A 13,507-nucleotide genomic window follows, 5' to 3' on the forward strand; every position below is an offset into this window, starting at 1 on the left:
CTGTTCGAAGACTTCGCGGTGAGCCTGGTGGACAGCGACGGGGACTCGGCCTCGAACACCCTGAGCGTGCAGATTGTCGATGACGTGCCGACGGCCAACGATGATGCTGACAGTGCTACTGAAGGTGTGTTCACTCCGGTGACGGGTAATGTCATTACCGGGGCGGGTACCATCGGCGGCACAGCCGGTGCCGGGGTGGACGTCATGGGGGCTGATGGTGCGGCAATCAGCCAGGTCGTGAGCTCGAACGGCAATTCAGACAGTAATCCTGCCGGTGGATTCACCGTGACCGGGCTGTATGGGACGCTGACCATGGGGCTGGATGGCGAATACAGTTATACGCTCACGGCGGCATCGGTTCCCGTGGGGGCCTCGGAGGTATTTACCTACACGCTCAAAGATGGCGATGGTGATACGGATCCGGCAACACTGACCATCAATATTGCTCAGGATACCCGTGTTCCTGTATTGACCATCGGCAATGCGACGGTTGATGAGGAGGGACTGCCTGAGGGGACCGCTGCCAGTGGTAATTCGGAGATATTCAATGGCAGCTTCACCATCAACACCCAAGGTGAAAATCTGACTACCTTGACCATCGGTGGGCAGGCTTACAATTTGACCAGTGGCGGCAGTCAGACCTTGATCAACAATACGGAAGGAATGCTGACGGTAACCGGTGTCAGCGGCCCCACAGCCGGTGTCTACACGGTGAACTATACCTACACGCTCAAAGACAATGTGCTGACTCACAACGTTCAGGGCAACAGTGATACAGCGAATGGTCCGAGTTTCGTCGTGTCGGCTACGGATGCCAGTGGCGACAGTGGCACGGGTAACCTGCAGGTTGTGATCAGCGATGATGCCCCCATTGCCAATGCTGTTACCAATGCAGGCCAGGCGACTCAGGTGCAGAACACGAATCTGATGTTGATCCTCGATATCTCCGGCAGTATGGGTGACCCATCGGGCTATCAAGGCATGACTCGGATGCAGGTGATGCAGAAGTCCGCGTTGGAGCTGCTGGACAAATACAGCGCCTACGGCAGCGTCATGGTCAATATCGTGACCTTCTCCACTTCAGCCGCCAATCCGACCGGGGTGTGGGTTTCGATCGATGTAGCCAAGGCCATCATCCTTGGCCTTACCCCCACGGACTCGACCAACTACGATGATGCACTGAACGAGGCAATCAAAGCCTTTGGCGATACAGGTAAACTCGCTAATGCGCAAAATGTCTCTTACTTCATGTCGGATGGTCTGCCAAATGCCAGCTCGTTGAGCGGTACCCCCGCCACAGTTCCTGATGGCAACAACTCGCTTGGCGGTGGGAACGGGATCGATGGTGACGGCACGACACTGAGCGGTGAAACCAAGGACTGGGCCGATTTCCTGACGGCGAACAACATCAATTCGTACGCGCTCGGGATGGGCTCGGGAGCGACCCAGTCTGCACTGGATCCTATTGCCTACAACGGGGTCAGTGGTGCCAGCCCGGCAAATACCACCGCAGTGGTGGTGACTGACTTCAGCCAACTGACCGCGACCCTTTTGAGCACCGTGGTAGCTCCGCCCCTGGCAGGACAACTTATCAACGGTGTAGCGGCGAGTGCCGGGGCCGATGGTGGCTGGCTCAATGCCATTACCGTGGGAGGGGTGACTTATACCTACAACCAGAAGACGGACTCCGCCGGCGTCTCGGGAGGGACATCAGCCGGGACCTTCAATACAACGACCAACGAATGGACCATTACACTTGCAGGCGGCATCCTCAAGGTGGACATGGACAACGGCGCCTACACCTATACTCCGCCGTCATCCATTCCGGTCGGGGGGATAAACCAGGTCGTGGGTTACAGTGTGATAGACAACGATGGGGATACTGCGTCCAGCACCTTGTCCATCGTTATCAACCCGGCGGTCGGTCCTACCGTGGTTCGTGATGACTTTATCATCACCAACCAGGACCCTGCGACCATTCCGGATTGGGCCCTGCTTGCCAATGACACCGGGCCTCTGGCTGCGACCCAGATGATCACGGGCGTCTCGGGAGCTGTGGGAGGGACCGTCACAGACAATGCAGGCTCGGTAACATTTGACGATACTTCCGGCAATGCTACCCCCAGCTCTTACGAGGGTTCGTTCAACTACACCAATAGCACGACCACAGATACGGCCAAGGTGTATGTGGATGTGCAGAGCGGTTCGACACTCACCGGGAGCTATCTCGACGAGATCCTGATCGGGGGGTCTGGAAACGATACGCTCAACGGGAATGCCGGGAACGACATCCTGCTTGGGGGGCTCGGCAACGACACCTTGAATGGCGGTGAAGGCAATGATCTCCTGATCGGTGGCGCTGGCAACGATACCCTGAACGGCGGCAACGGCAATGATACGGCCAGTTACTTCGACAGCGCTGCTGGGGTCACGGTCACAGTCAATGGCGCCAATCAGAATACCGGAGGGGCAGGGACAGACAGCCTGAGCAACATGGAAAACCTGGTAGGGTCCATGTTCAACGACAGCCTGACCGGCGATGGCAATGCCAACGTCCTGAGCGGACTGGCAGGTAACGACATCTTGAGTGGTGGTGGTGGTGACGACCTGCTGATTGGGGGTACCGGCAGTGATACCCTGACTGGTGGGGCTGGCAAGGATACCTTTAAATGGATGGCAGGTGATGCAGGAGGCACGGATACCATCAAAGACTTCACCACGGGGGCCAATGGAGATGTCCTGGACCTGAGTGAACTGCTCAGTGGTGAGCATGCCGATGCGAGCACACTGGATCACTATCTTACCTTTGCTCCTGGTCCGGGCAGTGGCAAGTCGACCCTGACCATTGATCTGGATGGCGCGGGAAGTGGCACCACGACTCATACCATCCTCTTTGACAACGTGGATCTGACGGCCGGTAAATCTAATCTGCAGATCATTCAGGATCTGCTGGATCAGGGCAACCTCAAGGTCGATCCGTAAGCAGGGTATGGGGGCCGGGTGTGCCCGGCCCCTGTTATTTGACGGAGTGGGCAGATAAGATAGCAGCAGTATCAGGAGAGGGTCACCATGCAGTCATTCAACTGGGTCGACATCGACGGCATTCGCTACAGCTGGAACGGGCAGGACAATATCGTCTGCACCGGCCGCTTTGGTTATCAGGCCACGATGACGGGTGACACGCTCAATGGTCTGGAGCTGGAGAGCGAAGATGGTGAGGTGGCGGGGTTGCTCAATGTGGACTTTGCCGCCTCTCGTATCAGCTTCACGCCAGCAGAGGATGCGCCCCTGCCCCACATGATGGTGCTGGTCGGCCATGAGTGGGGGCAGCAGGAGTATTCGTTGCAGAGCCTGAGCGATACCTCCTTGCAGGGGCTGCTCAGCCACGGTGAGGAGCTTGACTGGGGGGCGCTGGCCGTCGTGACGACGTCCGAGCCGAATCTGCCATCACAAGGTCATGTTCTGTCGTGGGATTCGTTCCACTTTGAGGATGAATCGCTGTTTGGCAGCCAGGCGCCTGCTCCCGTGATGACAAGCCATGGCAATTCAGGAGGAGGGGAGATCAGCATCAATATCGACATGACCAATCAGGTGCTGGACCAGATCCCGCCGACACACGATATATGAATCCCAATCGACGACATGCATAATGACCTCCATCTAAATGATGGAGGTTTTTTTATGTGGCGTCCCCTTCTTACCCTATCCGCGCTGGTTGTCAGTGCTCCGTTGCTTGCCATCGAGGTTCCTCAGGCCCCCCATCTGGTCGTCAGTGGCTATGCGGAACAGAAGGCTGAACCAGACATGCTGACGCTCAATGTCGCCGTCACGGCACTGGAGAAGCAGGGCATCAAGGCCAAACAGCAGGTAGATACCAAGGTAGCTGCCTTCTTTGGCCAGCTGGAGAGCCTGGGCATCAAGCGCAGCGACGTCGAGGCGGGCAACCTGGTGATCTCCCCCGAGTATCAGTATCCCCAGAACAAGCAGCCTGAAATGGTGGGTTACCGTGCCCAGCGCCAACTGGCCGTCAAACTCTATCAACTCGACAAACTCAGCCAGTTGATGGATACCGCCCTCAAGGCGGGTCTGGAGTCCGTGACCCAGATAGAGTACGGCCTGAAGTCACCACAGGTCATCAAGGAGCAGGCCCGGCTTGGTGCTGTCGCTGATGCCACGAGCAAGGCGGAATCCCTGGCCAAGGCTTTCGGCATGAAGCTTGGCAAAGTGTATAGCGTTGAATACCGCAACAGTTCTCCCATGCCGGTCTATACCCGTGCCATGAAGGCTGCGGCAGCCCCTGCCGCCGACATGATGGAAAACAGCTATCAACAGCAGCAGATCAGCATCACTGACAATGTAGAAGCCGTCTTCCTGCTGGAATAACACAGCCCCTTTGTCCATCACTCAAACCCGAGGCAACCCCTCGGGTTTGTCATTGCAGGGGCTGGCAGGACAAGCGAGCCGCTAACTGGGTCAGGTGAAACGGGAATGGAGTAAAAAAATGCCGGTCACTGACCGGCATTTTTGTTGGAGGAGGCTCGATGCCTAGCCCAGGTTGGTCGCCAGCTTGCGTTGGCTCTTCTGTTTGAGCAGATAGCCGATTCCGAGTACCAGGACCCAGGCCGGGATCAGCTCGACCGAGATGCGGGTGCCGTCGTTCATGTACATGATCACCAGGATGGCGGCCATGAAGGCGAGGCAGAGGTAGTTGCCAAACGGGCTCCACAGTGCCTTGAACTTGGTGGTGACCCCTTCTGCAGCCTTCACCTTGCGGAACTTGAGGTGTGCCAGGCTGATCATGGCCCAGTTGATGACCAGGGCGGAGACCACCAGAGACATCAGCAGACCAAAGGCCTTGCCCGGGATCAAATAGTTGATGAGCACACACAGCAGGGTGGCCGCGGCCGAGATGGTGATGGCGGTCAGGGGCACGCCGCTCTTGTTGGTCTTGAGCAGGGCCTTGGGGCCGTTGCCCTGCTTGGCCAGGCCAAACAGCATGCGGCTGTTGCAGTAGACGCAGCTGTTGTACACCGACAGCGCGGCGGTCAGCACCACCAGGTTAAGTACGTTGGCTACCAGGTTGCTGTCGAGCGCATGGAAGATCATCACGAACGGGCTGCCGCCTTCCACTACCTTGCCCCAGGGATAGAGGGAGAGCAGTACGGTGAGGGCACCGATGTAGAAGATGAGGATGCGGTAGATCACCTGGTTGGTGGCCTTGGGGATGCTCTTCTCGGGATTGTCCGCTTCCGCTGCCGTGATGCCGACCAGCTCCAGACCGCCGAAGGAGAACATGATGAAGGCCATGGCCATCACCAGCCCGCCTACGCCGTTGGGGAAGAAGCCACCCTGGGCCCAGAGGTTGCTGACCGTGGCCTCGGGGCCGCCGCTGCCGGAGAACAGCATCCAGCCGCCGAATCCAATCATGCCGAGAATGGCGACCACCTTGATGATGGCGAACCAGAACTCCATCTCGCCGAACGCCTTGACGTTGGAGAGGTTGATGGCGTTGATCAGCACGAAGAAGAAGGCCGCCGACATCCAGGTCGGGATCTCGGGCCACCAGTACTGGACATAGATACCGACTGCCGTCAGCTCGGCCATGCTCACCAGCACATAGAGCACCCAGTAGTTCCAGCCGGAGGCGAAGCCGGCGAAGTCACCCCAGTACTTGTAGGCAAAATGGCTGAATGAGCCGGCAACCGGCTCTTCCACCACCATCTCGCCCAGCTGGCGCATGATGAGGAAGGCGATGAAGCCGCCGATGGCATAACCCAGCAGCACCGCAGGGCCCGCCATCTTGATGGTGTCGGCAATGCCGAGGAACAGGCCGGTACCGATGGCACCGCCCAGTGCGATGAGCTGGATATGGCGGTTTTTCAGACCGCGCTTAAGCTCCTCGCCGTGTTGTTGAAGATCCATGCTTCCTTCCTTACGTCGCTGAAATCACTCGGCTCGCGTCCCGTCAGCCACAGCACGTCCTCTGCCTGGCGCGGCATCTTGTGCCGAAAACGTGACGAAATCCGTATTTATATCGTTACGATTTGCCGCTGGCTGTTTTTTGTAGCGGCTACCAACCCGAGCAGAATAGTGATAATCGACCGTCCATGCACCTGTTTTCCTCATCATTGGCTGCTGTTTTGTGCGCCATGCAGGTTTTTCATGATCTGGAAAGGGGTTTTGAGAGTGATTGCTGATTTTGTGTTCTGGTGGATTTGCGCCTGTTGACGCGAATTGGTTTTTATGATGCTTTTGCCTTTTGATAAAAAGGGACTCATATGATGGAGCGTATAGTCGGTGGCCTGGTGATGGCCGTGCTCTGGCTCGGGATCTGGCTCTCCCCCATGTTGCTGACGATGGCGATGAGCAGCCTTGTTGTCTGGGGCTGGTTGGGAGCGGATTACCTGGTGAACCACGTCGCCATGGTGCTCATCCTTGCTGCCGGGATGGGGTTGGTGCCAGCCTGCTGGCTGAGCGAGCGAGTCCGCAAGGGCAGGGGACTCATCCATTTTCACGGCATGTTGATGAACAACAAGGAGCTCAACAAGCCCTGAGCCTGCTTGCCCCGCGAGTGATAGGATGCCAGCGACGATGCTGGCATCATTTTTTCATCCTGTTTCTCTGTTTCGTTATCTTGCCACTCACCTGTTTAATGGTGCGTTGTGCTGTCACAGCCTTGAAGGTTAGCAGAGCTGGCGGCGAAGGCCGGTTGCTTCCAGGATCTTGGCGCTGATCTCCTCGACCGAGTGGGAGCTGGTATCGAGGAAGCGGATCGCCTCCTGGCGGAACAGCCTCTCGACGCTGGCCAGCTCCTGTTTGCATTGATCAAGTGAGGAGTAGCGGCTGTTGGCGCGGCGCTGGTTGCGGATCTCGTGCAGCCGCTGCGGCATGATGGTGAGGCCGAACAATTTGTGGCGATTGGCCTTGAGGGCGGCGGGCAGCTCCAGCGATCCCATGTCCTGCTCGATAAAGGGATAGTTGGCGGCGCGAATGCCAAATTGCAGCGCCAGATAGAGGCTGGTCGGTGTCTTGCCGCAACGGGAGACCCCGATGAGGATGATGTCTGCCTCGTCATACTCCCTGGTGGTGATGCCATCGTCGTTGGCCAACGCAAAGTTGACCGCCTCGATGCGATCGTCGTAAAGCTTGCGGTTTTCCATGCCATGGGTGCGATGCAACCTGGGTTCGGCCTTGATACCGAGCTCCTGTTCGAGAGGGCTCACGAAGGTGTTGAGAAAATCGTGGCTGCTGGCCTGGGCCTTGAGCACCTCTTCACGCACCATGGGGTCGACGATGGTGTGAAACAGGATGGGGCGCACCCCGGTCTGGCGAAACTGCTCATCAATGCGTGCCCGTACCTGGCGCGCTTTCTCCTGGGTCTCGACAAAGGGGATGGTGACCTGTTCGAAGGCCAGGGGAAACTGGCTCAACACGGCGTGGCCGAAGACTTCGGCGGTGATGGCGGTGCCGTCGGATACATAGAATACGGTGTGCACTGCGGACTCCTGTGGTGCGCTCCAGAGGGCGGCGAGAAATAAGTATCTCTCGAAACCATATCGTTTTTGTCAACAGATCTGCCATGCCCAAGTTGTGAACTCGCTTGCAAACCTGAGTCGTTACCTTTTTGTGTCGCTATTGTAGAATGCCTGTGTCAAACGACCATCCCCAACTCTTGCTCGGGGATTTTTTTGACAATAAATAGAAAACGTTTTCATGGTCGTTGGCAACAGACACTAACAAAAACACACGACTTGGCACAGCAGGTGAATTGTCACCCTGGCCCCCCAACCTGGAGACATGCAAATGCAACAGTACGTACTCTGGTACGAACAGCTCGGTATGCAGGACGTTGAACGCGTCGGCGGCAAGAATGCATCCCTTGGCGAGATGATCAGCAACCTCTCGGGGGCCGGCGTGTCCGTGCCGGGCGGGTTTGCGACCACGGCCTTTGCGTTTAACGAGTTTCTGGAGTTAAGCGGCCTCAACGGCAAGATCCATGACCTGCTCGACAGTCTGGATGTGGATGACATCGCAGCCCTCAACCGGGCCGGTCAGCAGATCCGCGACTGGGTGGTGGAAGCGCCCTTCCAGCCCGCTCTGGAGCAGGCGGTGCGCGAGGCCTACGACAAGCTGAGCGCCGGGCTCGAGGCATCCTTTGCCGTGCGCTCCTCCGCCACCGCGGAAGACATGCCGGATGCGTCGTTTGCCGGTCAGCAGGAGACCTTCCTCAACGTGCGCGGCATCGATGCCGTCATGACTGCCATCAAGCATGTGTTTGCCTCTCTGTTCAACGATCGCGCCATCTCCTACCGGGTCCATCAGGGCTATGACCACAAGGGGGTCGCTCTCTCCGCCGGGGTACAGCGCATGGTGCGCTCGGATCTCGCCGCCTCAGGCGTCATGTTTACCCTGGACACCGAATCCGGCTTCAACGACGTGGTCTTCATCACCGGCGCCCAGGGCTTGGGCGAGATGGTGGTGCAGGGGGCCGTCAACCCGGACGAGTTCTATGTGCACAAGCCGACCCTCAAGGCCGGGCGCCCCGCCGTGGTGCGCAAGACGCTGGGCTCCAAGCTCATCAAGATGACCTACTCCGGGGATGCCGGTCATGGCCGTCAGGTGAAGGTGGTCGACACCACCGATGCCGAGCGCAACCGCTTCTGCATCACAGACGAGGAAGTGATGGCCCTGGCAAAGCAGGCCCTCATCATCGAGCAGCACTACGGTCGCCCGATGGACATCGAGTGGGCCAAGGATGGTCAGGATGGCAAGCTCTACATCGTTCAGGCCCGTCCGGAAACCGTGCGTAGCCGCCAGGAAGCCAATACCCTCGAGCGCTTTGCCCTCAAGCAAACCGGCAAGGTGCTGATCGAGGGGCGCGCCATCGGCCACAAGATTGGCGCGGGTCCGGCCCGTGTCATCTCCTCCATCAGCCAGATGGATGAAGTGCAGCCCGGCGATGTGCTGGTCACCGACATGACCGATCCGGATTGGGAGCCCATCATGAAGCGCGCTTCCGCCATCGTCACCAACCGGGGTGGACGCACCTGTCACGCCGCCATCATCGCCCGGGAGCTTGGCATTCCGGCAGTGGTGGGTTGCGGCAACGCCACCGACCACATCCAGGATGGTCAGCTCATCACCGTCTCCTGTGCGGAAGGGGATACCGGCTTCATCTATGACGGCGAGCTCGACTTTGACGTGGCGGTGACCGAGGTGGGCAACATGCCGCGCCTGCCCATCAAGATCATGATGAACGTCGGCAATCCGGACCGCGCCTTCGATTTTGCCCAGTTGCCGAATGCCGGCGTGGGCCTGGCCCGCCTCGAGTTCATCATCAACCGCATGATCGGGGTCCACCCCAAGGCGCTGCTGGAGTTCGATCAGCAGACCCCGGAACTCCAGGCCTCCATCACCAGGATGATCGCGGGCTACGAGAGCCCCAGGGAGTTCTACGTGGCCAAGCTGACGGAAGGGATCGCCACCCTGGCGGCCGCCTTCTGGCCTGAGCGGGTCATCGTGCGGATGTCGGACTTCAAGTCCAATGAGTACGCCAACCTGGTGGGGGGGCGTGGTTACGAACCCCATGAAGAGAACCCCATGATCGGTTTCCGCGGTGCGTCGCGCTACATCGCCGACAGCTTCCGCCCCTGCTTCGCCCTCGAGTGCGAGGCGATGAAACGGGTGCGGGATGTCATGGGGTTGACCAACGTCGAGGTGATGATCCCCTTCGTGCGTACCCTGGGTGAGGCGGAGCAGGTGGTGGAGATACTGGCTGAGAACGGCTTGCGCCGTGGCGAGCGCGGCCTGAAAGTCATCATGATGTGCGAGCTGCCCTCCAATGCGCTGCTGGCGGACAAGTTCCTCGAGCACTTCGACGGCTTCTCCATCGGCTCCAATGACATGACCCAGTTGACCCTGGGGCTGGATCGGGACTCCGGGCTCATCGCCCACCTGTTCGACGAGCGCAACGAGGCGGTCAAAGCACTGCTGGCCATGGCCATCGCCGCCGCCCGCAAGGCGGGCAAGTACGTGGGGATCTGCGGCCAGGGGCCGTCCGATCACCCGGACTTCGCTGCCTGGCTGGTCGAGCAGGGGATCGATTCCGTGTCGCTCAACCCCGATACCGTGGTCGACACCTGGCTCTATCTGGCCGAGCAGCACAAGGCCGGCTAAACCCGTTCCCGCTTTTTGATGACACGGCGCCGCAATGGCGCCGTTTTTGTCTGCGCCCCCCTTTTTCTGTTACAAGGGGAAAGAGCAAGGTGCTCCGCACCCATCACAGGACGATCCCATGACCTCATTGCAGTGGCAATCCGCCACCCTGGCCCTGCGTGGCCACCACACCCTGGTTATTCCCGAACTCTGTCTCACCCCGCAGGCCTGCTGGGCCTTCGTCGGCAGCAACGGCAGCGGCAAGACGGCGCTGGCGTCGGCCCTGTGCGGCGAGCTGGTCGTGCGTGCCGGAGCGGTATCGGGTCGAGTCCGGGCCGAGCGACTCTCGTTCGAGTCGCAGCAACAGCTGGGGGAGCTGGACTGGCAGCGGCGCAATACCGACATGCTGGGGGAAGAAGAGGAGGCGGGGTATCGGGTATCGACCCTGATGCAGGAGGCAGGGGGTGAGGAGCATGAGGCCCGCGCGCTGCTGGCCCGTTTTGGCATTGAATCCCTGTGGGAGCGCCCCTATCGCTACCTCTCGAGCGGGGAGGGGCGCAAGCTGCTGCTGGCCCGGGCCCTGCTGGGGCGACCCGAACTGCTGGTGTTGGACGAACCCTTCGATGGTCTGGATCAGGGGGCCAGGGCTTCTTTGATGATGTTGCTGGCCGACCTAGTGTCAGAGGGGCTGCGCCTGGTGGTGATCGTCAACCGTTTTGACGAGATCCCCCCCTTTGCCACTCACCTCGGCCTGCTCGGTGAGTGTCGTCTGCTGCTGGCGGGGGAGCGCGAAGCGGTGCTCGGCAGCCAGGAGGTTGCCCAGCTGGCACGCGCCGAAACGGTATCCCCCCGTTTGCCGCCACCGCTGACGACCCCCGAGCCCCTGCCTCCCGGCCCTCGGGTCGTCATGAAAGCCATGCGTATCGCTTACGGGGATCAGGTGATCATCGATGGGCTCGACTGGACCATTGACGAGGGGGAGCACTGGCAACTGGTGGGACCGAATGGCGCTGGCAAGTCGACCCTGCTCTCCCTCATCACCGGAGATCACCCGCAAGGTTACAACAATGAGCTCCATCTGTTCGGACGGCGGCGGGGCAGCGGCGAGAGCATCTGGGAGATCAAGCGCCACATCGGGCTCGTGAGCCCGGCGCTGCATCTGGACTATCGTGTCAGCTGCCCGGTGCAGACAGTGATCCTCTCCGGTTTCTACGACTCCATCGGGCTTTATACCCGGCCGGGAGATCGTCAGCTGGCGCTGGCCAACCAGTGGCTGGCCCTGCTGGGGCTGGCCGATCAGGGGGCGCAGCCTTTCCACTCTCTCTCTTTCGGTCAGCAGCGACTGGTGCTGATCGCCCGTGCCCTGGTCAAACATCCGCCGCTGCTCATCCTGGACGAACCCCTGCAGGGACTGGATCCCCTCAACCGTCACCTGGTGCGGGAGATGGTAGCGCGCCTCGTTGGCGAGGGAACCCAGCTGTTGTTCGTTTCCCATCATGCCGATGATGCGCCCCCCGGTCTGACCCACAGGCTGAGCTTCGTGCCAAGGGAGGAGGGAGGTTACGACTATCTGCAGGAGCGTCTGGGGAGCTGAGCCGCCCGGGCGGCATGGTCAGAGAGGGGCTGGTTCGGCGAGGAGCGGCGGCATCCCCAGCAGCGTCCACCACAGCCCGAAGAAGAGCATGATCCCCAGCCAGAGCCAGGCCAGATAGTGACGGGTGGCGGCCATACCCGTCACCGTCACCATGAGTGCTGTCCCGAAGGCGATGAGGGCGAACAGAAAGGGCGCCATGTTGTCCATCATGGCGGTCATTTCACCAGGGAGAGGATCTGGCGAAATGCCGGATGGCGGCAATCCCCCATCAGATCAAAGAGACACATCTCCACCGACGTCAGCGCAGCTCCCCTGGCCGCAAGCTGGCCGATGGCGAGATCCCGGTTGGCAGCGCAGCGAGACGACACCGCATCCACCACCAGCGAGACCCCGGCACCGCTGGCCAGAAGCCCCTGCACGCTCTGGAAGACGCAGATATGGGCCTCGATGCCACATACCAGCCAATGCTCTACCCCGCTTTCGGCCAGCGCGGTCGCCACAGTGGGCTCCCCCAGGGCGCCGAAGCTGAATTTGGGCAGCACAAGATCGCCTGCCTGCAGCGATTGCAATTCGGGCACGGTGGCACCGAGCTTGTCCGGGTTCTGCTCCAGCCAGACAACCGGCAGCCCCAGCACCCTGGCCCCTTGCACCAGCCTGGCGGTATTGGCAATCAGGGCGTCGCTCTCCTCGACCAGGCGGGCCAGCTTGCCCTGGATATCGACCACCAGCAGGCCTGGGTGATGGTGTTTGTGCATTTTTTGTCTCCTTTCTCCGTTGCGGATGAGATACAGCGCCATCCTGGGAGCCATTCTCGCGTACATCTTGATACAAATTGTGAGCTGACCGACGGCGTGGCGGGCACTAGGATGCGCGTCATGGAGCCCGTTTTCTCAGTTGTGGTGTGCATGACAAGGGGCGACGCATCAACCCGCTACTGCGTAGTTGGACGATTTTCCATTAACGATGAGAAGTACCATGAAGAAGATAATCCTGTTCGTCTCCCTGGCTGGCCTTTTGGCCGGTTGCGCCAGCCCGGCACAACGCATGGCGGAATGCCAGGCGCAAGGGATCAGCAAGGACGCCTGCTACCAGGCCGAGCAAAACCGCCAGGCGTCCATCATGAACGCCGCCGAGAAGCAGGCCTTGGAGAACGCCAGCAAGGCGGTCAAATAATCTAACCCGACTCATTACGTGTACTTCTCAGGCCCTGGATTCACCGAATGCAGGGCCTTTTGCTGGGTGGCACAGTGCTGCGATGTGTTTGCGGCGTGTGAGGACTCAATGTAGGTCATCGCCTCGATGTTGCTGCCATCGGGATCGCCCAGGAAGGCGGCGTAGTAATTGGGGGCATAGTGGGGACGCAGTCCCGGCAACCCATTGCAGGCAAAGCCTGCCTTGATCCCCGCGTGATGGAACGCATCCACCTGTGTCGCGTCGTCGGCCCTGAATGCGAGATGGCAGGAGGCGCCCTGCTGCCCCCGCTCAATCAGAAAGCCCACGTGATCGCGGCCCATCAGGCCAAAACCGGCCGCCGTCTCATCAGACCATTTGAGTTCTATCAAAAGAGGAGCCAGCACGGTGGCGTAGAAGTGCTGACAGGAGTCAAAACGCACCACCTTGATTTCAACATGATCGAACACGGTGACTCCTTGCGTGGCCTGGGTGTAGAGCAGCCCATCAGGCCCTCATGGGAACCGTTGAAATGGGTATCGAATGACCACAATAAGTCAGTTCGACGCCAGGCAGGGAGAGGGCAAG

The 13,507-nt window shown here is 59.8% G+C and carries 12 protein-coding genes; 7 read left to right on the forward strand and 5 right to left on the reverse strand.

Translation table 11 applies throughout. The annotated features are described in order from the left end of the window. From AB5Y59_RS06765 to AB5Y59_RS06775, 3 genes are all read left to right on the forward strand, one after another. Positions 1-2,982 (forward strand): type I secretion C-terminal target domain-containing protein (locus AB5Y59_RS06765; RefSeq protein WP_368211697.1); only part of this gene is annotated, 2,982 nt, incomplete at its 5' end. A gap of 87 nt (positions 2,983-3,069) precedes the next feature. Continuing rightward, a complete protein-coding gene (locus AB5Y59_RS06770) occupies positions 3,070-3,627 on the forward strand; it encodes a hypothetical protein (protein ID WP_010675157.1) in 558 nt (185 codons plus the stop codon). A 54-nt stretch (positions 3,628-3,681) separates the two neighbouring features. Then, positions 3,682-4,383, forward strand: coding sequence for an SIMPL domain-containing protein (locus tag AB5Y59_RS06775; protein ID WP_010675156.1), 702 nt, complete (start codon positions 3,682-3,684; stop codon positions 4,381-4,383). A gap of 162 nt (positions 4,384-4,545) precedes the next feature. Here AB5Y59_RS06775 and AB5Y59_RS06780 read toward each other — a convergent pair whose 3' ends face one another. Beyond that, positions 4,546-5,922, reverse strand: coding sequence for an amino acid permease (locus tag AB5Y59_RS06780; protein WP_010675155.1), 1,377 nt, complete (start codon positions 5,920-5,922; stop codon positions 4,546-4,548). A 356-nt stretch (positions 5,923-6,278) separates the two neighbouring features. Between AB5Y59_RS06780 and AB5Y59_RS06785 the strand changes: the two genes are divergently transcribed. After that, positions 6,279-6,554, forward strand: coding sequence for a hypothetical protein (locus AB5Y59_RS06785; protein ID WP_080770124.1), 276 nt, complete (start codon positions 6,279-6,281; stop codon positions 6,552-6,554). A gap of 129 nt (positions 6,555-6,683) precedes the next feature. On the opposite strand, the gene AB5Y59_RS06790 is transcribed toward AB5Y59_RS06785, so the two are convergent. After that, entirely contained in the window at positions 6,684-7,496 is an 813-nt protein-coding gene (locus tag AB5Y59_RS06790; protein ID WP_010675153.1) for a pyruvate, water dikinase regulatory protein, read from the reverse strand. A gap of 307 nt (positions 7,497-7,803) precedes the next feature. Between AB5Y59_RS06790 and ppsA the strand changes: the two genes are divergently transcribed. Further along, on the forward strand, positions 7,804-10,176 hold the full coding sequence (ppsA, locus tag AB5Y59_RS06795; RefSeq protein WP_368211698.1) for a phosphoenolpyruvate synthase: 2,373 nt from the start codon (positions 7,804-7,806) through the stop codon (positions 10,174-10,176). A 118-nt stretch (positions 10,177-10,294) separates the two neighbouring features. Continuing rightward, positions 10,295-11,749, forward strand: coding sequence for a molybdate ABC transporter ATP-binding protein ModF (gene modF / locus AB5Y59_RS06800; RefSeq protein ID WP_139737020.1), 1,455 nt, complete (start codon positions 10,295-10,297; stop codon positions 11,747-11,749). A gap of 18 nt (positions 11,750-11,767) precedes the next feature. On the opposite strand, the gene AB5Y59_RS06805 is transcribed toward modF, so the two are convergent. After that, on the reverse strand, positions 11,768-11,947 hold the full coding sequence (locus tag AB5Y59_RS06805) for a hypothetical protein (protein ID WP_233462889.1): 180 nt from the start codon (positions 11,945-11,947) through the stop codon (positions 11,768-11,770). A gap of 17 nt (positions 11,948-11,964) precedes the next feature. Continuing rightward, on the reverse strand, positions 11,965-12,504 hold the full coding sequence (locus AB5Y59_RS06810; protein WP_368211700.1) for an isochorismatase family protein: 540 nt from the start codon (positions 12,502-12,504) through the stop codon (positions 11,965-11,967). 220 nt (positions 12,505-12,724) lie between these two features. On the opposite strand from AB5Y59_RS06810, the gene AB5Y59_RS06815 reads away from it, so the two are divergent. Beyond that, the gene (locus AB5Y59_RS06815; protein ID WP_010675148.1) at positions 12,725-12,922 is read left to right on the forward strand and encodes a hypothetical protein; all 198 of its coding nucleotides are present in this window, start codon (positions 12,725-12,727) and stop codon (positions 12,920-12,922) included. A gap of 14 nt (positions 12,923-12,936) precedes the next feature. On the opposite strand, the gene AB5Y59_RS06820 is transcribed toward AB5Y59_RS06815, so the two are convergent. Further along, on the reverse strand, positions 12,937-13,389 hold the full coding sequence (locus AB5Y59_RS06820; protein WP_102948550.1) for a VOC family protein: 453 nt from the start codon (positions 13,387-13,389) through the stop codon (positions 12,937-12,939). Between the last annotated feature and the right edge of the window lie 118 nt (positions 13,390-13,507).

Source organism: Aeromonas sp. s10, from assembly GCF_040907975.1.
Classification (GTDB): Bacteria; Pseudomonadota; Gammaproteobacteria; order Enterobacterales; family Aeromonadaceae; genus Aeromonas; species Aeromonas caviae.

Excerpts from the sequence above, each read along its gene's own strand:
- modF (WP_139737020.1), top strand. The coding sequence starts at position 10,295 with ATGACCTCATTGCAGTGGCAATCCGCCACCCTGGCCCTGCGTGGCCAC.
- AB5Y59_RS06775 (WP_010675156.1), top strand. The coding sequence starts at position 3,682 with ATGTGGCGTCCCCTTCTTACCCTATCCGCGCTGGTTGTCAGTGCTCCG.
- ppsA (WP_368211698.1), top strand. The coding sequence starts at position 7,804 with ATGCAACAGTACGTACTCTGGTACGAACAGCTCGGTATGCAGGACGTT.
- AB5Y59_RS06810 (WP_368211700.1), bottom strand. The coding sequence starts at position 12,504 with ATGCACAAACACCATCACCCAGGCCTGCTGGTGGTCGATATCCAGGGC.
- AB5Y59_RS06780 (WP_010675155.1), bottom strand. The coding sequence starts at position 5,922 with ATGGATCTTCAACAACACGGCGAGGAGCTTAAGCGCGGTCTGAAAAAC.
- AB5Y59_RS06815 (WP_010675148.1), top strand. The coding sequence starts at position 12,725 with ATGAAGAAGATAATCCTGTTCGTCTCCCTGGCTGGCCTTTTGGCCGGT.
- AB5Y59_RS06770 (WP_010675157.1), top strand. The coding sequence starts at position 3,070 with ATGCAGTCATTCAACTGGGTCGACATCGACGGCATTCGCTACAGCTGG.
- AB5Y59_RS06805 (WP_233462889.1), bottom strand. The coding sequence starts at position 11,947 with ATGGCGCCCTTTCTGTTCGCCCTCATCGCCTTCGGGACAGCACTCATG.
- AB5Y59_RS06785 (WP_080770124.1), top strand. The coding sequence starts at position 6,279 with ATGATGGAGCGTATAGTCGGTGGCCTGGTGATGGCCGTGCTCTGGCTC.